Here is an 18,226-nt window from a genome sequence, read left to right as displayed (position 1 = left end):
GAAGCTACACGCTTGTTCGACGTATTGCTGCCCCTCTCGATGAGAAGTGCCCCGGATCGATGAAATCCGGGGCACTTCTCGGCAAGTCACCCATTCGGGCGAGAGTCGCTGCGGGGGCGCGCGGCGGTCAGCCGCTCGTGCCGAGCGCGAGCACCAGGTCCTCCTTGTCGCCCGTCGACATGCCCTTGCGGTCGGCGTAGACCTGCGACATGAACAGGCGGCCGTTGCCGAAGAGGATCTCCGCGTAGTCGGGCAGCATGTTGCTCTCCGCCTTCTGCGCACCGCCCGAGGCAGGGTTCTCCAGCAGCTTGGTCGCCTTGAAGGACCCGCCGTCGATGCTGACGACCTGGCCGCCCTTGTCGTACGGCGGCCGCTTGTAGGCGATCAGGTTGTTGCCGTCCATGCGCAGCGGGGACAGCACATAGCCGTCACCGGCCTCGGCGCGCTGACCGGTCGGCTTGCCGGTGTTCAGGTCGAAGGAGACGATCTCGTTCGTCTGGCCGAACTCGCCGTTGCCGTCGTGTTCCTCGGTCGGCACATACAGCTTGCCGTTGCCCGCGACGACCTCCTTGCAGTCCTCGATGCGGGTGATGCTGTTGCACTTGCCGCCGTAGGTCTTGCCCGGCGCGGAGATACGGGCGAGCAGCTTGCCGGTCTTGCTGTCGATGGAGAAGTAGTCCGAGATCTCGCTGCCGTCACCGGCGCTGTCGCCGACGTCGGCGGCCACCACCAGCGGGTCGGTGGAGATGATGCCGGCGTACTTGATCCCCGGGTCCATCTTGTACTCGGAGATCGCCTTCCCGGTCTTCGGGTCGAGCGTCTGGATGAGCAGCTGCCCGGTCTCGTAGTCTCCGCACTTGCGCACCGCGACCAGCTTGTCGCCGCCGCCGTAGCCCGCGTCGTAGCAGTCGTCGCCCGTCTTCGGCAGCCACAGCGCCTTGCCCGAGCCGATATCGAAGGCGGCACCGCCGTCGCTGTCACCGACCGCGACGGTGTTCTGAGCGACCGTCACATTCTGATAACTGACCGGGTAGTCACCGGACTTGACCGTCTTCGTCCACAGCTGCTTACCCGCGTTGAGGTCGATCGCGGCGATCTGGGTGCACCCGGCGACGGAGTTCTTCGTGTTCGGCTTCGGCTGGTAGGTGATCGCGGTCTTGCCGTCCGACGTGACGTGCTTGCTGGCCGCGCACACCGGGCCGGGCAGCTTGATCGTCCACAGCTTGGTGCCCTTGGCCGGGTCGTACCCGACGACCTCGGAGACGCCGCTCTTGGCGTACACCTTGTCCGTCAGCCACGAACCCTCGGTGCTGACCGTGTCGTTGGTGGTGGGCAGCGGGACCTCGAACAGCACACTGGCCGCGGGGTTGGCCGGCACCTTCTCCTTGCCGTCCGTGCCGCCCGTGCCGCCCGAGCCACCGGTGCCGCCGCCGCTCTTGCCGCCGGTGCCGCCGCTGGAGGAGGCCTCGTGCGTCTTGTCGTCGCCCCCGGAGGAGTTGGCGTACCAGAAGCCGCCGGCGACGATCAGCGCGATGGCCACGACCGCCGCGACGACGATGAGCAGCGTGGTGTTGTTCCGCCCGCCGCCGCTCTGGCCCGGCTGCGGCTGCATCGGCACGGTCGGCGGCTGGTGCGGATAGCCGTAACCCGGCTGCCCGGCCTGCCCGTACGGGCTCTGCGGCTGGCCGCCGTAGGGCGCGGCGGGCTGCTGGCCGTACGCCGGGGTCGGCTGGCCGTACGGGCTCTGCTGCCCGCCGGGGTAGCCGTAACCGGGCTGCGGCGGCTGGGGCGGCTGCGGCGCCGGCGGGGTCTGCGGGTAGCCGTAGCCGGGCTGCGGCTGAGGAGGCTGCGGGGCCTGCGGCGGCTGGGCGGGCTGCTGCGGCTGCTGTGGGCTCGGGGGGCCGAAACCGCCCTGCTGAGGCGGCTGGTTCGGCGGCGGAGGAGGCGGCTGGGTCATGGGACGGATACCTCGGTGAGGCTCGAAAGCCGTACGGCGAAGGGCCACGGCGAAGGGGACAGGGACACGGCGAAGGGACTCGCCACGGACAGGGCGGAGCCGGGACGGCGGCTCAGTTACCGAAGGCCATGATCAGCTTCTCCTTCGACTCGTCGCTGCCGGACAGCCGGCCGGAGGAGATGAAGAACCGCCCGCCGGCCCAGTCCACGACCCCGTCGTAGAAGGAGTCCTCGATCCGGGCCGTGCCCTGCGGGTTCTGCAGCAGCTTGGTGACCGGGTGGGAGGAGCCGTTGACCGGGATCGACACCACCTGGCCGCCCGAGTCGTACGACGGCTGCACATACGCGACGAGCTTTCCGCCCTCGGCCTTCATCGGGTACATCGGCTCGTCGGCCGGGGACTTGGCCCGCCACTTCGCCTTGCCGTCGGCCAGGCTGATCGCGACGATCTCGTTGGCGCTGCCGGTGGCGTCCGTCGGCAGGTACAGCGTGCCGGCGTCCACGGCGACGCCCTGGCAGGCCTGAAGATCGCGTTCGAGGATCGCCCAGCCGCAGTGGGGGGCGAACTTCTCGTCGACCTTGACCTCCGAGCGGAACGTGCCGTTCTTGGTGAACGTCGAGATGTTCCAGGCCTTCTTGTCCTGGTCGGTCAGATAGACGACCAGCGGGTCGACGGAGTACGCCCGGGTGACCTGCCAGCCTTTCTTGACCCGCTGGGTCCAGCGCACCTTGCCGGTGGCCGGGTCCAGTTCCTGGATCTCGTCGTGCTCGTTGTCGCCGCCCGCACCGCAGGAGGACACCTGGATCAGCCGGCCGGTGCCGCCCGCGTACGCGGCCGGGTAGCAGGCCGCGCCGTACTTCCCCTTGTCGTACAGCTTCGTGCCCTTGTCGACGTCGTACGCCGTGCCCGACTCCGAACGCCCCACCATCAGCGTCCTGCCGCTCACGGTCAGCTCGATGTTGAGCGCGCTGTCGAACAGCCCGCCGTCGGCGACCTTGGTGCTCCAGCCCTTCTGGCCGGTGGCCAGGTCGATCTGCTGCAGCTGGTTGCACTTGGCGTTGTCATCGGCGCCGCTCATGTACGCCACGACGACCTTGTCGTCGGCCGACTTCCGCGGGGTGACCGCGCAGATCTTCTGCGGGAACGCGAGCGGACCCCACACGGGCTTGCCGTCAGCGACGCCGTAGGCGAAGACCTGCTTGTACGCCGCCTTCACCACCGCCTTGTCCGTGAGCCACATACCGGGCGCGTCGGCGCCCGCACCCGGGGCGTCCGGTGCCGACTGGTACCAGAGCACCTTCGCCTCACCGGCCTTGCGGCCCTCGTTGAGGTTCTCCGAGTCGTCGCCGTGGGGCGCGCTCAACGCACTCGACGTGCTCGCCGTGTTCGACGCGCCGGTGGCGGAGTGCTTGGGGTCGTCACTGTGCTGGGCGACCGGTTTCTTCTTGTCGCCGCCACCGCTCGTGACCGCGTACACCGTGCCGCCGACGACCAGCAGCGCGGCCGCCGCGGCGCCGATGACCAGCGCGGTCCTCGCCTTGGGCTTGCCGCCCGGCACGGTGCCCGGCGCGCCCGGGTAGGGCGGCTGCTGCGGGTGGCCGAAGCCGGGCTGGGGCGCCGCGCCGTAGGGGCCGGGCTGCTGCGGATAGCCGTGGGGACCGGGGGCGCCCGGCGCGTTGGGGGCGCCGTACGGGCCCGGCTGCTGGGGGTAGCCGTAGCCGGGCTGGGGCGGCTGGGCCGGCGGCGGGGGCGTGGGAGGGCCGAATCCGCCGCTCTGGGGCGGCTGGTCCTGTGGTGGCCGGTCCTGTGGTGCTCCGAAGCCGCCCGGCGGCGGCTGATCGGGCGGCTGGGTCATCAGCGTTCTTCCCCCTCGTTCACTGATTTTTAGCCACGCCCTGAGGTTCTTGACGGACCCTGGGTCGTTACGCAGACAGTTCTCAGACGGCCCTTTCTATCACCCGGTAGCGACAGCGCACGGGCTCGGATCCACCGCTGTTCCCAAGGGACGACCGGCCCGTGATGCCGCCGTTATGCGCCTTCACGCCCCCTTCACGCGGCGCACGCAACAGCACCGCGCGCCGGGCGAAGTCAACGGCGCCGCGGAGGGCGGAACCGTGAAGCGCGGGCGCACGATGGCTGATTCACGCCCCGGTCCCGCTACCCGCCGTGCCCCGGTCCCGCTACGCGTCCTCCGCCAACTCCAGCCAGCGCATTTCCAGTTCCTCGCGCTCGCCCGCGAGGTCGCGCAACTGGGCGTCCAGACCGGCGACCTTCGCGAAGTCGGTGGCGTTCTCGGCGATCTGGGCGTGCAGCTTGGTCTCCTTCTCGGAGATCTTGTCCAACTGGCGCTCGATCTTCTGGAGTTCCTTCTTGGCGGCACGCTGGTCGGCGGCGCTCTTCTCCGCGCCGGCCGACCTGGGTGCCGCGGCGGCGGCCTGGGCTGCGACCGCCTCCTCCATCCGCAGGCGCCGCTCCAGATACTCGTCGATACCGCGCGGCAGCATCCGCAGGGCCCCGTCGCCGAGGAGGGCGAAGACCCGGTCGGTGGTGCGCTCGACGAAGAACCGGTCGTGGGAGATGACGATCATCGAGCCCGGCCAGCCGTCGAGGACGTCCTCCAGCTGGGTGAGGGTCTCGATGTCGAGGTCGTTGGTGGGCTCGTCCAGGAAGAGGACGTTGGGCTCGTCCATGAGGAGCCGCAGCAGCTGCAGACGCCGGCGCTCACCACCGGACAGGTCCCCGACCGGGGTCCACTGCTTCTCCTTGTTGAAGCCGAACGTCTCGCACAGCTGCCCGGCGGTCATCTCGCGCCCCTTGCCGAGGTCGACGCGCTCACGGACCTGTTGCACGGCCTCCAGGACCCGCCACGTGGGGTCGAGTTCGGCGACCTCCTGGGAGAGGTAGGCGAGCTTGACGGTCCTGCCGACGGCGATACGGCCGCCCACCGGCTGCGCCTCGCCCTCCGTGCGGGCCGCTTCGGCCATGGCCCGCAGCAGGGAGGTCTTGCCGGCGCCGTTCACCCCGACGAGACCGATCCGGTCACCGGGCCCGAGCTGCCAGGTGACGTGCTTGAGCAGCACCTTCGGACCGGCCTGCACGGTGATGTCCTCAAGGTCGAAGACCGTCTTGCCGAGCCGCGAGGAGGCGAACTTCATCAGCTCCGAGCTGTCCCGCGGCGGCGGCACGTCCGCGATCAGCTCATTGGCGGCCTCGACCCGGAAGCGCGGCTTGGACGTACGCGCGGGAGCGCCGCGGCGCAGCCAGGCCAGCTCCTTCCTGATCAGGTTCTGCCGCTTGACCTCCTCGGTGGCGGCGATCCGCTCGCGCTCGGCACGCGCGAACACGTAGTCCGAGTAACCGCCCTCGTACTCGTACACATCGCCGCGCTGCACGTCCCACATGCGGGTGCAGACCTGGTCGAGGAACCACCGGTCGTGCGTCACACAGACCAGCGCCGAGCGGCGGGTCTGCAGATGCCGGGCGAGCCAGGCGATGCCTTCGACGTCGAGGTGGTTGGTGGGCTCGTCGAGGACGAGGAGGTCCTGGTCCTCGATGAGCAGCTTGGCGAGCGCGATCCGGCGCCGCTCGCCACCGGACAGCGGCCCGATGACGGTGTCGAGCCCCTTGGGGAAGCCCGGCAGGTCCAGCCCTCCGAACAGCCCGGTCAGTACGTCCCTGACCTTGGCGTTGCCGGCCCACTCATGGTCGGCCATGTCGCCGATGACCTCATGCCGGACGGTGGCGGCGGGGTCGAGGGAGTCGTGCTGGGTGAGCACGCCGAGCCGCAGCCCGCCGGAGTGCGTCACGCGCCCGGTGTCGGCCTCCTCCAGCTTGGCGAGCATCCGGATGAGGGTGGTCTTGCCGTCGCCGTTGCGGCCCACCACGCCGATGCGGTCACCCTCCGACACGCCGAGTGAGACGCCGTCCAGCAGGGCACGGGTGCCGTACACCTTGCTGACGTTCTCGACATTGACCAGGTTGACGGCCATTTCACTCCTGTGCGCGGGGGTCGGTCAGCCTTCTAGCGTAGGGCCTCGGAGGGTGGGGGCGGGGTGTGGGGGAGTTGTCACTCTTTGTGATGACGTGATCGGGAAGCGGCCGCTACGGTGGAGGGCAGGCAGCAAGGATCCCGTCCATGGGAGGAACTATGACAGCCCAGCGTGCTGAGCAGCCCGAATGGCGAATGCCCCCGCTGGACGGCTACACCATTGACGACCTGCTCACCTTGCCGGATCTCCCGCCGCACACAGAACTGATCGACGGGAGCCTGGTCCTTGTGAGCCCGCAGCGCTACTTCCACTTCGCGACGATTGACCTGCTGGTGAGCGGCCTGCGCCAGACCGTGCTGCCTGACCTGAAGGTCGCGCGTGAGATGACGGTGGTGCTGGATCGCCGCAACGGGCCCGAGCCCGACATCTCCGTGATCAAGGCTGCCGCGAAGAAGGGACTGGACCAGACGTACTTCGAAGGAAAGGACGTGGTGCTCGCCGTAGAAGTCATCTCTCCGGAGTCCGAGGCCCGCGACCGGCTCACCAAGACACACAAGTACGCGGCTGCAGGTATTCGTTACTACTGGCTGGTCGAGATGACCGAGCCGCACGGCCACCCCGTTGTCGAGGTCTTCGAACTCTCGGCGGACACAGGCACGTACCGGTCGACCGGCACCTACCGGGACCGCGTCAAGGTCGACAAGCCATACCCCATCGACATCGATCTGACGGCGATCGACGAGCTCTGAAAGAGCACTCCTCAGACCACTGTCGCCCCCGCCACCGGCCCCTCCGCCATTCGCACGGCCCTGCACGTCCCCGACGACCGCAGCGCCGCCGCCACCTTCTCCGCCGTCGCGGCATCGCGCGCGAGGAACGCCGTCGTAGGCCCGGAACCGGACATCAGCGCGGCGAGCGCACCCGCCCCGCGCCCTGCTTCCAGCGTGTCGGCCAGCTCGGGGAACAGGGACAGCGCCGCAGGCTGAAGATCATTGGACACAGCCGCGGCCAGCGCCTCCGCGTCCCCCTTCGCCAGCGCCTCCAGCAGTTCCGCCGAAGCCACCGGGTCCGGAATCTCCCGCCCCTCCGCGAGCCGGTCGAACTCACGGAAGACCGCCGGCGTCGACAGCCCCCGCTCGGCCATCGCGAACACCCAGTGGAAGGTGCCGCCGGTCTCCAGGACCGTCAGCTGCTCGCCCCGGCCGACGCCGAGAGCCGCGCCGCCCACCAGGCTGAACGGCACATCACTGCCCAACTCGGCGCAGATGGCGAGGAGTTCGGCCCGCGAGGCACCCGCACCCCACAGCGTGTTGCAGGCGAGCAGCGCCGCCGCGCCGTCCGCGCTGCCGCCCGCCATGCCGCCGGCGACCGGGATGTCCTTGGCGATGTGGATGTGGACGTTCGGTTCGATGCCCCGGCGCGCGGCCAGCGCGATCGCGGCGCGCGCGGCGAGGTTGGTGCGGTCCAGGGGGACCTGGGCGGCGTCCGGGCCCTCGCAGGTGACGCGGAGCTCGTCGGCGGGGGTGACGGTGACCTCGTCGTACAGGCCGACGGCGAGGAAGACGTTGGCGAGGTCGTGGAAGCCGTCGGGGCGCGCGGCGCCGACGGCGAGCTGGACGTTGACCTTGGCCGGGACCCGTACCGTGACGCTCACTTGCCGCTCTCCCCGTGCTCGGTGACCCTCGCGTCCTTGTGCTCGGCGATCCGTGCGAACTCCTCCACCGTCAGCGACTCGCCGCGCGCCTGCGGTGAGACACCGGCCGCGACCAGGGCGGCCTCGGCGGCAGCGGCGGACCCCGCCCAGCCTGCCAGCGCCGCCCGCAGGGTCTTGCGGCGCTGCGCGAAGGCCGCGTCGACGACCGTGAAGACCTCCCTCTTGGAGGCCGTGGTCTTGATCGGCTCGGTCCGCCGGACGAGGGAGACCAGCCCGCTGTCGACGTTGGGCGCCGGCCAGAAGACATTGCGGCCGATGGCCCCGGCCCGCTTCACCTCGGCGTACCAGTTGGCCTTCACGGACGGCACGCCGTACACCTTAGAACCGGGCGCGGCGGCCAGCCGGTCGGCGACCTCGGCCTGCACCATGACGAGGGTGCGCTCGATGGTCGGGAAGGTATCGAGCATGTGCAGCAGCACGGGGACGGCGACGTTGTAGGGAAGGTTCGCCACCAGCGCCGTCGGCGGGGGGCCGGGCAGTTCCGCGACGTGCATCGCGTCGGAGTGGACCAGCGCGAACCGGTCGGCGCGCGCCGGCATGCGCGCCCCGACGGTCGCGGGGAGGGCCGCGGCGAGTACGTCGTCGATCTCGACGGCGGTGACCCGGTCGGCGACCTCCAGCAGCGCGAGCGTGAGGGAACCGAGCCCCGGACCGACCTCGACGACCACGTCGTCGGGGCGGACCTCCGCGGTGCGGACGATACGGCGGACCGTGTTGGCGTCGATCACGAAGTTCTGGCCGCGCTGCTTGGTGGGACGGACACCGAGCGCTGCCGCGAGCTCACGGATGTCGGCGGGGCCGAGGAGGGCGTCGGGGGTGGGGCTGCTCACGGGACAAGGGTACGGGGGTCTGCCGGGCCGGATCGCCAGGTGCCCGGCACAGCGGCCCGGCCGACCGCGGCTGGGCTCCGGCTGCGGCTCCGGCTCCGGCTCCGGCTCCGGCTCCGGCTCCGGCTAACCGTGCAGCCGTGATCCGCAGGACGGCCAGGGTGTCGCCCCGCGTCGCGTGTACAGCTTCTTCGCGCGGAAGGTCTGTTCCTCCGCCGGGGCGTCCTGGGGGTGGCCGCTGCCGCCGAGGCTCTGCCAGGTGCTCGAGTCGAACTGGTAGAGCCCGCCGAACGTGCCCGAGGGGTCGACCGCGTCCGGGCGGCCGCCGGACTCGCAGGTGGCCAGTCCACGCCAGTTCAGGTGGTCGGCGCCGGACACGGAGCGCGGCAGCGGCTTGGTGCCCACCTTCACGATCTGTTTGCGCGGCTTGCGCACCACCTCGGACTTCTCCCGGCGCGGCTTGTCCCGCACCCCGTTGACGATGCGCAGCAGAAAGGTGTCGCGCCGCAGGCCGGGCTGCCCGGCCTGGGCGACGACCTCGGTGCCCTTGGTGAGGGTGGGGTCCTCGGTGCGCTCGGTGTCGAACGGGATCTGCTCCTCGCGGATCTCCCGGCTGCCGCTGACGCGCAGTACGGTCACCGTCTGCCCGTCGCGCGGGAAGCTGTCCTGCGGGACGGAGGTGGTGTCCTCGCCGTGCAGGCCGATCCCGGCCGCCGCCAGGACCTCGCGGACGGTGGCCGCGTTGGTGCGGATGGTCCGGCTGCGGCCGTCGGCCATGATCGTGACGGTGCGTTCGGTGCGCACGTCGAGCGTGAGCCCGGCGCGTCCGATGCGCTGGGAGCGCGAGAGGGACAGATACGCGCCCTCCGCGCGCACGCCCAGCTCGTCCAGCGCACCCGCCACGGTGTGCGCCGTGGTCCACACCTCGCGCCGTCGGCCATCCAGGGTGAGCCGGACGGGGCGCCCGTAGCGCACGGCGACCGTGTCTCCGCTGGCGAGCTCCGCGCCGGGGGCGGGCGCGATCACGTCATGCTCCCCCGTGCGCACGCCCTCATCGGCGAGCAGCTCACGCACGTCGTCGGCAAAGGTGTGCAGGGTGCGCGGTTTGCCGTCGACGGTCAGCTCGACCGCCTTGTCCTTGGCGACGAACGCGGTGGTGCCGCCGGCGAGGAAGGCCACGACCAGCGCCTGCGGCAGCAGGCGGCGCACGGAGGACTCCGGGCGCTCGGCGCAGCGTGCCCTGCGCCGGCGCTCGGCCCGTCCGCCCACACCGGCGGACACCTCGGCGCCGTACGCCCTCTCTTCGCCCGGCCCGCTCCCCGCATCCGGGGCGCGCCGGGCGTCGTCCGGCACACCCCGGGCCCCCGGCGCGTGCCCGGCCTGCCGGGGCAGCAACGACTCGGTGACGAAGTACGCCTGCGCCTCGTAGGCGGGCCGGTACGTGTCCTCGTACAGCCCGTGCGGCAGGGTCTCCGCATCGTGCACGGAGGCCTCCGTGCCGTACTGCTCGTACGACTCATATGCCTGGTACGGCAGGTACGGCTCGTAGGCCTCGAACGTCTCGTACTGCGACTTGCTCACGCCGACACACTCCAGAAGTGCCAGAGGGGTCCGGATCGGGCCCCCAGAACCTAGCGGAGCGGTCGTCACTCTCCAAAGCGACGCGACTACGCACTGTTGCCCGTCGAGCGTGCGCTCAGTGCCCGAACAAAGTGCCCGAACAAGGGGCTCAGTAGCCGAAGGCGCGGGCGGTGTTGGCGGCGAGGGCCGTGGCCAGCGCGTCCTCCTCGATGCCGCGCACGGCGGCCATGGCACGGACCGTGACCGGCACGAGATAGGGCGCGTTGGGCCGGCCGCGATACGGCGCCGGGGTCAGGAAGGGCGCGTCGGTCTCCACGAGGACCAGTTCCAGCGGGGCCACGGCGAGGGCGTCCCGCAGGTTCTGGGCGTTCTTGAAGGTGACATTGCCGGCGAAGGACATGAAATAGCCCTCGCGGGCGCAGATCCCGGCCATCTCGGCGTCGCCGGAGTAGCAGTGGAAGACGGTGCGCCCGGGGGCGCCCTCCTCCTTCAGCACGCGCAGCACGTCGGCGTGCGCGTCGCGGTCGTGGATGACGAGCGCCTTGCCGTGCCGCTTGGCGATCTCGATATGGGCGCGGAAGGAACGCTCCTGCGCGGCCTTGCCCTCCGGGCCGGTGCGGAAGTGGTCGAGCCCCGTCTCGCCGACGCCCTTGACCTGCGGCAGCCCGGCGAGCCGGTCGATCTCGGCGAGGGCCTCGTCCAGCGCCGCGTCACCGCCCGCCTCCCGGGCGCCCTGCCGCGACCAGCCGTCGGGGTCGCCGTGGACGATGCGCGGGGCCTCGTTGGGGTGCAGGGCGACGGTGGCGTGGACGCTGTCGTACGCGGCCGCGGTCTCGGCGGCCCACCGGGAGCCCTTGATGTCGCAGCCGACCTGGACGACCGTCGTCACCCCCACCGACGCGGCCTTCGCGAGGCCCTCCTCGACCGTGCCGGACTGCATGTCGAGGTGGGTGTGCGAGTCGGCGACCGGAACCCGCAGCGGCTGCGGAAGCGGCGGCGCGGCGTTCTTGTCGCCCTGGGCGGTCGGGCCGGCGTTCGAAGGCATGCCCCGATCCTACGAAAGGGGCATGCCCGCGGCGGACGGCGATCCGCTCAGCCCGCCTTGCGCTGGAACGGGTGCAGGAGATCGGACAGGTGCCAGTGGTGCGGTTCCTTGGGCTGTGCGCCCTCCACGGGCACCTCGGGTGCCTCGACCGGTCCCGCCTGCGGCACACTGTGGCGCCGTTCCCCGGCGCCGCGCACCGACGAGACCTGTCCCGCGCGCATGATCCGCACGACGTGACCCTCGCAGTTGTGGCAGTTGGGCCGGCTCAGCGGCGACGGCACGACCCGCCCGTCGGCCACGTACAGCACGAACTCCTGCCCGTCAGCGTCCGTGTGGTGCTCTATCTCGTACGACTGCTCCCAGCCGTGCCCGCATCGCATGCAGGCGAAGGAATACGACTCGTGAACGACGGCTGTGGGCGTGCCACGGAGGCCGGTCTGCCCTGCGATCTCACTCATGCCAGCTCCTCTTGTCCGCTGGACAAGCGCCCCACATGGAATTCCCCCCGGAATCCCTGGGACGAGGGACGGGTGCGTCCCTTCACCCAGTGGACGCCTTCACCAGCGCGAACGCAGCAGAGCTGTCGAGTGTTGGAAGCGATTTGAGCCTTCCTTGCCGAAAAGCCCCGCCCGCCCCCTCTTCCCTTTGCCATCGGCGACAGCCCTTTGCCCTCCCATGGCCCGCCCGCTCACCAGAGAACACCCCTGCTCAGAGGGCATATATGCGCAGGCCGGGGCCGGCGCCCCAAGGGGCGCGGGGCTGTATCGGCATGCGGCTCCACCGCATCGACATGCGGCCCCACCGCCTGGGCGCGACCAGCCAGGACGGACCCGCGCCCCGCGACGGAACCACACCGCCACTGCGCTACCGGAGCAAATTCCCGTCACTCACCGGCACGCTTCGCCGCGACCACGGCGTCGAAGACAACCCGCTTCGGCAGCCCCGCCTGCGCCGCCACCGCCGCGATCGCCTCCTTGCGGCGCTCGCCGGCCTCCTCCCGCGCCCGCACGCGGCGCACGAGCTCCTCCGCGTCGAGCTCCTCCGGCCCGGCCTCGGGCGCTCCCTCGACCACGACGGTGATCTCCCCGCGCACGCCCTCCGCGGCCCATCGCGCCAGCTCGGCCAGCGGACCGCGCCGTACCTCCTCGTACGTCTTGGTCAGCTCCCGGCAGACGGCGGCCCGCCGGTCCGCGCCGAAGACCTCGGCCATGGCGGCGAGGGTGTCGTCGAGCCGGTGCGGGGCCTCGAAGTACACAAGGGTGCGCCGCTCGTCCGCGACCTCCCGCAGCCGCGACAGCCGCTCGCCCGCCTTGCGCGGCAGAAAGCCCTCGAAGCAGAACCGGTCGACCGGCAGCCCGGACAGGGCGAGCGCGGTGAGCACGGCGGACGGTCCCGGCACGGCGGTGACCTTGATGTCCTGCTCGACTGCGGCCGCGACCAGCCGGTAGCCGGGGTCGGACACGGACGGCATGCCCGCATCGGTCACGAGCAGCACGCGCGCGCCGCCGAGCAGCTCCTCGACCAGCTCCGGCGTGCGGGCGGATTCATTGCCCTCGAAGTACGACACGACGCGGCCCTTGGGTGTGACGCCGAGTGCCTGGGTGAGCCGGCGCAGCCGCCGGGTGTCCTCGGCGGCGACCACGTCGGCGCCGGCCAGCTCCTCGGCGAGCCGGGGCGGCGCGTCCGCGATGTCGCCGATGGGGGTACCTGCGAGGACAAGGGTTCCAGTCACGCCCCCATCCTCGCAGGGACCACTGACAGCCCGGCCCCGGACCGCGGCCGGCCACCCGGCCCCGGCGGGCGGGTCCACGGCGGCGGCCCGGCCCCGGGCGGCCGGGAAATCGGCCGCATCCCGGCCGGTAGGGCCCATGCGCGGGACTCCCACAGGACGGTTCCCTACGATGGCGCGGTGACCAGTACCGCGTCCTCCATGGACCTCCGGCAGGGCCAGACGCCGCATGACCAGCGGCCGTCGTGGCGGCAGCGGCTGCGCCGATTCGGATACGTACCGGCCAAGGACGCGCCCTCGGGCGACGTACGCGACCGGCTGGTGCCCCCGTACGCCGAGCCGAGTCCGCGGCTGTGGCAGGTGCTCGGCGTGTCGCCGGTCCTCGCCGAGCGGGTCACCCGCTGGTCGGGCTGGGGCGGTCCGCTGCTGGTGACACTGCTCGCGGGCCTGATGCGGTTCTGGAACCTGGGCTCACCGCGCGCGGTGATATTCGACGAGACGTACTACGCCAAGGACGCCTGGGCGCTCGTCCACCGCGGGTTTGAGGTCAACTGGGACAAGAACGCCAACGACCTGGTGCTGCAGAGGCACGGCCATCTCGCGATCCCGACGGACGCGGCGTACGTCGTGCACCCGCCGGTCGGCAAGTACGTCATCGGTCTCGGCGAGCTGATGTTCGGGTTCGACCCCTTCGGCTGGCGGTTCATGACCGCGCTGCTCGGCACGCTGTCGGTGCTGATGCTGTGCCGGATCGGGCGCCGGATCTTCCGCTCGACGTTCCTCGGCTGTCTCGCGGGCACGCTGATGGCGGTGGACGGCCTGCACTTCGTGATGAGCCGGACCTCACTGCTCGACGGCGTGCTGATGTTCTTCGTGCTGGCCGCGTTCGGCTGCCTGGTCGTCGACCGGGACCGGGCACGGGAACGGCTGGCCGCCGCGCTGCCCGTCGACCCGGACGGCCGGGTCCGCCCGGACGCCGATGTCGCCGACACCCTCCGTCTGGGCCTGCGCCCCTGGCGCTGGGCGGCCGGGCTGATGCTGGGCCTGGCCATCGGCACGAAGTGGAACGGCCTGTACATCCTGGCCGCGTTTTGTGTGATGGCGGTGCTGTGGGACGTCGGCGCCCGCAAGACGGCCGGCGCACAGCACGCGTACGTGGCGGCCCTGAAGTACGACACCGGTATCGCCTTCCTCACCACGGTCCCGGTGGCGATCGCCGTCTACCTGGCCTCCTGGACCGGATGGATCCTTTCCCCTGCGGACGGCACCGGCGGTTACTACCGCAACTGGGCGGCCACCGACGGCAGAGGCGGCGCCTGGACCTTCCTGCCGGACTGGCTGCGCAGCCTGTGGCACTACGAACACGAGGTCTACAAGTTCCACATCGGGCTCACCCAGCCGCACACCTACCAGTCCAACCCATGGAGCTGGATCGTGCTGGGCCGCCCGGTGTCGTACTTCTACGAGTCGCCGAACCCCGGCGCGGACGGCTGCCCTTCGGACGCCGGCCAGAAGTGCGCCCGTGAGGTGCTGGCGCTCGGCACCCCGCTGCTGTGGTGGGCGGCCTGCTTCGCGATCCTGTACGTGCTGTGGCGGTGGGCCCTGCGCCGCGACTGGCGTGCCGGTGCCATCGCGTGCGGCATCGCGGCCGGTTATCTGCCCTGGTTCATGTACCAGGAGCGGACAATCTTCCTGTTCTACGCGGTGGTCTTCGTGCCGTTCCTGTGTCTGGCCGTGGCGATGATGATCGGGGCGATCATCGGCCCGCCGGGCTCCTCCGACACCCGCCGGCTGATCGGCGCCTCCTCGGCGGGCGTGCTGGTGCTGCTGATCGCCTGGAACTTCATCTATTTCTGGCCGCTTTACACCGGCACCGCCATCCCGATCGACTCCTGGCGGTCACGGATGTGGTTGGACACCTGGGTCTGACCTGCGACATCGCGCTCTCGGTGAGCCGTTCGACGGGGCGTTCGGCGGGCCGGCACCGTACTGATTGTCGCAACCCTGCTACGGATCGGCCGCCGACATCACCCTCCCAGGTGGGGACTTTAGGGTGAGTGCCGTCGTTGGGAGTGTGTGGGCCACGGGGACCCCTGGGGAAGGCACGGAGGAACTGAGGCTGTGGGCAAGAGAAGGCGCGTCGCCGATCGACGGAGTACGACCAGACCCGCCGTGCTCGGCGGCATGATCGCCGTGTTCGTCGGCGGCCTCGGTTTCGGCGTGTACGCGCTGACCGACGGCGGCGCGGCGGCCGACGAGCGCCCGTCCGCCAGAGCCGACCACAAGAACGTCAAGACCGGCCCGCTGAGCGCCACCGAGGTCCGCGCGGCCTCCGCCCGCTTCCTGACGGCCTGGCAGCAGGGCAAGGTCACCGAGGCGGCCGACGCCACGAACAACGCCCCGGCCGCCACCGCGCTGCTCACCGGCATCGCCAAGGACGCCCGCCTGAAGGGCGTCACCCTCATCCCGGGCGCGGCCACGGGCGCGAAGGTGCCGTTCTCCGTCAAGGCGACGGTGTCGTACGACAAGCTCAGCAAGCCACTGATGTACGGCAGTTCACTCACCGTGGTGCGGCGGGCGGGCGACGGCGAGCCGCGGGTCGACTGGCACTCCTCCGTCGTCCAGCCGGATCTGCAGGACGGCGACACGCTCGTCACGGGCGCGTCCGGCACCCCGCCGGTCAAGGCGCTGGACCGGGACGGCGGCGAGCTGACGGCCGCCAAGTACCCCTCCCTGGGCCCCGTGCTGGACGGGCTGCGCGAGAAGTACGGCAAGACGGCGGGCGGCAAGGCGGGCATCGAGCTGCGCGTGGTGCGCGGCAAGGCTGCGCAGAAGGCCGAGCTGTCCGACAAGACGCTCGTCGCACTGAGCCAGGGCACGCCGGGCACGGTGCGGACCACGCTGAACCCGTCCCTCCAGAGCGCCGCCGAACAGCAGGTGGGCAAGCAGGCGAAGGCGTCCGTGGTCGTCGTACGGCCCTCGACCGGTGAGATCCTCGCCGTCGCCAACAGCGGACACGGCTTCAACGTCGCCTTCCAGGGCTCCCTCGCGCCCGGCTCCACGATGAAGATCGTGACGTCGACAATGCTGTTCGAGAAGAAGCTCATCACGCCGGACGCGTCGCACCCATGCCCCAAGACGTTCAAGCTGGCCGGCTGGACGTTCCACAACGACGACAACTCCGAGATCAAGAAGGGCACGTTCAGGCAGAGCTTCGGTGCCTCCTGCAACAACGCCTTCATCGATTTCGCGCCGAAGCTGTCCGACAGCGACCTGACGAAGGAGGCCCAGCAGGTCTACGGCCTCGGCATGGACAACTGGGCCATCGGCGTCCCGTCGTTCGACGGCGCGGTCCCGGTGCAGAGCGGCGCGCAGATGGGCGCCTCGCTGATCGGGCAGGGCGCGGTGCGGATGAACCCGCTGAACATGGCCTCGGTCTCGGCCACGGTCGTGTCGGGCTCCTTCCACCAGCCGTACCTGGTGGCCCCGTCGGTGGACAACCGCACGCTGGCGAAGGCCGCGCGCACGATGTCGGCGAAGACCCAGTCCCAGCTGAAGGACGTCATGCGGTTCACGGCGGACTACGGCACGGCCGCCAAGGCGATGGCGGGCATGAGCGGGGACTACGGCGCGAAGACCGGCTCCGCCGAGGTCGACGGGCAGAAGAAGCCGAACGGCTGGTTCACCGCCTACAAGGGCGACCTCGCCGCCGCCGGCGTGGTCCAGGCGGGCGGTCACGGCGGCGACACGGCCGGGCCGATCGTGGCGGCGCTGCTCAAGATGGGCGGCTGAGCCTTCCCGTCGCCGGTGGGCAGCCGATCAGCTGCCCACGGGTTCGGCGGTGTAGGTCCGGCGCAGGAATCTGAGCAGCGCCTTCGACTCGAACTGCACGACCTCGACACCGTGGTCGGTGTGGAACTCCACGACCGCCTGGACGCGTCCGCACGGCCACACGCGTACGTCACCGCTCTCGGCCGGGGCCCGCAGTCCTCGTTCCAGCAGCGTGCGCGAGAAGGTCCATTCATGGGTCCCGGGCAGGTCCACCCGGACGGAGCGTGGATCGGAGTCGGGGTCGTACCGCAGTACCACCGGTACGGCCCCCGGGTCCTCCTCGTCCGTGACGATATGGGCGCGCGCGTACTGCTCGACCACAGACATCGGACCGCCCTTTCACGCTGAGTGACGCATACGAAAGCCGTGCTTCCGCTACCACTCCAATGTCGCATATTTTCCGGTTCGCGCCTTCGGGAGCGGCTTGTCTTGCAGAGCGAATGCACGACCACCTGGTTCTTGCAAAGGGTTCGCAACAAAGGCCTAAAATCGCGGCGTGCATGTACCTGACGGATTCATCGACGCTCCCACCTCCGCCGTCACCGGGGTGGTCGCCGCCGGCGCCCTCGCGGTGAGCCTGCGGGGCGCCCGCCGCGAACTGGACGAGCGGACGGCCCCGCTGGCGGGTCTGGTGGCGGCGTTCATCTTCGCCGTACAGATGCTGAACTTCCCCGTCGCGGCCGGCACGAGCGGCCATCTGCTGGGCGGGGCACTGGCCGCGATCCTCGTCGGCCCCTGCACCGGTGTGCTCTGTGTGTCCGTGGTGCTGCTGATGCAGGGGGTGCTGTTCGCGGACGGCGGGCTCACCGCGCTCGGCGTGAACATCACCGACATGGCGATCACCACGACGGTCGTGTCCTACGCCGTGTTCCGCGCGCTGCTCGCCGTCCTGCCCCGCAAGCGGCGCTCGGTCACCGTCGCCTCCTTCGTCGCCGCGCTGCTCTCCGTGCCGGCCGCCGCGCTCGTCTTCACACTTCTCTACGCGATCGGCGGGACGACCGACATCTCCATCGGCAAGGTGGCGACCGCGATGATCGGTGTGCACGTCCTGATCGGCATCGGGGAGGCCGTCATCACCGCGCTCACGGTGAGCGCGGTGATCGCCGTGCGCCCGGATCTCGTGTACGGCGCGCGCGGCCTGCGGCAGCGGCTCCAGTTGCGCGTGGACGGCGCACTCGTGGACGCACCGGCGCCCGTGCTGGCGCGCACAGCGCCCGGGGCGGCGCGCACCTCCCGGCGCACGCTGTGGGTGACGGGTCTGCTCGCCTCCCTCGCCCTCGCCGGCTTCGTCAGCTTCTACGCCTCCGCGAACCCCGACGGCCTGGAGAAGGTCGCGCACGACAAGGGGATCGACAAGAAGCAGGAGAAGCATGCCGCCGCCGACTCCCCGCTCGCCGACTACGGCGTGAAGAACGTCGCGAACGCTCGCCTGTCCGGCGGCCTCGCGGGCGTGATCGGTGTCGGCGTCACGGTCGTGGCGGGCAGCGCGGTGTTCTGGGCCGTGCGCCGCCGGCAAACCGAGGACGTCTCCCCTCTCCACACGGGGCTGTAGC

At 70.8% G+C, this 18,226-nt stretch carries 14 protein-coding genes; 4 read left to right on the top strand and 10 right to left on the bottom strand.

The window, feature by feature from the left end; genetic code table 11:
* Positions 1 to 127 precede the first annotated feature (127 nt).
* From IE277_RS08275 to IE277_RS08265, 3 genes are all read right to left on the bottom strand, one after another.
* Complete coding sequence (locus IE277_RS08275; protein ID WP_189949987.1) at positions 128 to 1,957, bottom strand: outer membrane protein assembly factor BamB family protein; 1,830 nt, start codon at positions 1,955 to 1,957, stop codon at positions 128 to 130.
* Positions 1,958 to 2,069: 112 nt separating this feature from the next.
* The gene (locus tag IE277_RS08270) at positions 2,070 to 3,812 is read right to left on the bottom strand and encodes an outer membrane protein assembly factor BamB family protein (RefSeq protein ID WP_189949985.1); all 1,743 of its coding nucleotides are present in this window, start codon (positions 3,810 to 3,812) and stop codon (positions 2,070 to 2,072) included.
* A 325-nt stretch (positions 3,813 to 4,137) separates the two neighbouring features.
* Positions 4,138 to 5,946 (bottom strand): ABC-F family ATP-binding cassette domain-containing protein, encoded by a 1,809-nt coding sequence (locus IE277_RS08265; RefSeq protein WP_189949983.1) that lies wholly within the window; start codon positions 5,944 to 5,946, stop codon positions 4,138 to 4,140.
* A 158-nt stretch (positions 5,947 to 6,104) separates the two neighbouring features.
* Between IE277_RS08265 and IE277_RS08260 the strand changes: the two genes are divergently transcribed.
* Entirely contained in the window at positions 6,105 to 6,695 is a 591-nt protein-coding gene (locus tag IE277_RS08260; RefSeq protein ID WP_189949981.1) for a Uma2 family endonuclease, read from the top strand.
* 11 nt (positions 6,696 to 6,706) lie between these two features.
* Here the strand turns inward: IE277_RS08260 and IE277_RS08255 are convergent, their stop codons facing one another.
* The 6 genes from IE277_RS08255 to rsmI form a co-directional block, all read right to left on the bottom strand.
* On the bottom strand, positions 6,707 to 7,600 hold the full coding sequence (locus IE277_RS08255; protein ID WP_189949979.1) for a 4-(cytidine 5'-diphospho)-2-C-methyl-D-erythritol kinase: 894 nt from the start codon (positions 7,598 to 7,600) through the stop codon (positions 6,707 to 6,709).
* The gene (rsmA, locus tag IE277_RS08250; protein ID WP_189949978.1) at positions 7,597 to 8,490 is read right to left on the bottom strand and encodes a 16S rRNA (adenine(1518)-N(6)/adenine(1519)-N(6))-dimethyltransferase RsmA; all 894 of its coding nucleotides are present in this window, start codon (positions 8,488 to 8,490) and stop codon (positions 7,597 to 7,599) included. The genes IE277_RS08255 and rsmA overlap by 4 nt, the downstream gene beginning before the upstream one ends.
* 123 nt (positions 8,491 to 8,613) lie before the next feature.
* A complete protein-coding gene (locus IE277_RS08245; protein ID WP_189949976.1) occupies positions 8,614 to 10,068 on the bottom strand; it encodes a resuscitation-promoting factor in 1,455 nt (484 codons plus the stop codon).
* A gap of 148 nt (positions 10,069 to 10,216) precedes the next feature.
* On the bottom strand, positions 10,217 to 11,113 hold the full coding sequence (locus IE277_RS08240) for a TatD family hydrolase (protein WP_189949967.1): 897 nt from the start codon (positions 11,111 to 11,113) through the stop codon (positions 10,217 to 10,219).
* A 47-nt stretch (positions 11,114 to 11,160) separates the two neighbouring features.
* Positions 11,161 to 11,571: a hypothetical protein gene (locus IE277_RS08235; RefSeq protein ID WP_189949965.1), complete on the bottom strand. Its 411-nt coding sequence runs from the start codon at positions 11,569 to 11,571 to the stop codon at positions 11,161 to 11,163.
* Positions 11,572 to 11,996: 425 nt separating this feature from the next.
* Positions 11,997 to 12,845 (bottom strand): 16S rRNA (cytidine(1402)-2'-O)-methyltransferase, encoded by an 849-nt coding sequence (gene rsmI / locus IE277_RS08230; protein WP_189949963.1) that lies wholly within the window; start codon positions 12,843 to 12,845, stop codon positions 11,997 to 11,999.
* Positions 12,846 to 13,022: 177 nt separating this feature from the next.
* On the opposite strand from rsmI, the gene IE277_RS08225 reads away from it, so the two are divergent.
* The gene (locus IE277_RS08225) at positions 13,023 to 14,771 is read left to right on the top strand and encodes a dolichyl-phosphate-mannose--protein mannosyltransferase (RefSeq protein WP_189949959.1); all 1,749 of its coding nucleotides are present in this window, start codon (positions 13,023 to 13,025) and stop codon (positions 14,769 to 14,771) included.
* 192 nt (positions 14,772 to 14,963) lie between these two features.
* Positions 14,964 to 16,634 carry a penicillin-binding transpeptidase domain-containing protein gene (locus IE277_RS08220; RefSeq protein ID WP_189949950.1) on the top strand — a complete coding sequence of 557 codons (1,671 nt, stop codon included), beginning with the start codon at positions 14,964 to 14,966 and terminating at the stop codon, positions 16,632 to 16,634.
* Between the two features lie 27 nt (positions 16,635 to 16,661).
* Here the strand turns inward: IE277_RS08220 and IE277_RS08215 are convergent, their stop codons facing one another.
* Positions 16,662 to 17,000, bottom strand: a complete 339-nt coding sequence (locus IE277_RS08215; RefSeq protein WP_189949948.1) for an SsgA family sporulation/cell division regulator — start codon at positions 16,998 to 17,000, stop codon at positions 16,662 to 16,664.
* Positions 17,001 to 17,169: 169 nt separating this feature from the next.
* Here IE277_RS08215 and IE277_RS08210 point away from each other — a divergent pair, with 169 nt between their 5' ends.
* Entirely contained in the window at positions 17,170 to 18,225 is a 1,056-nt protein-coding gene (locus IE277_RS08210; RefSeq protein WP_189949946.1) for an energy-coupling factor ABC transporter permease, read from the top strand.
* The last annotated feature ends 1 nt before the right edge of the window (position 18,226 follow it).

This window comes from Streptomyces alanosinicus (genome assembly GCF_014650595.1).
Lineage (GTDB): Bacteria > Actinomycetota > Actinomycetes > Streptomycetales > Streptomycetaceae > Streptomyces > Streptomyces alanosinicus.
This window is presented reverse-complemented; position numbering and strand designations above follow the sequence as displayed.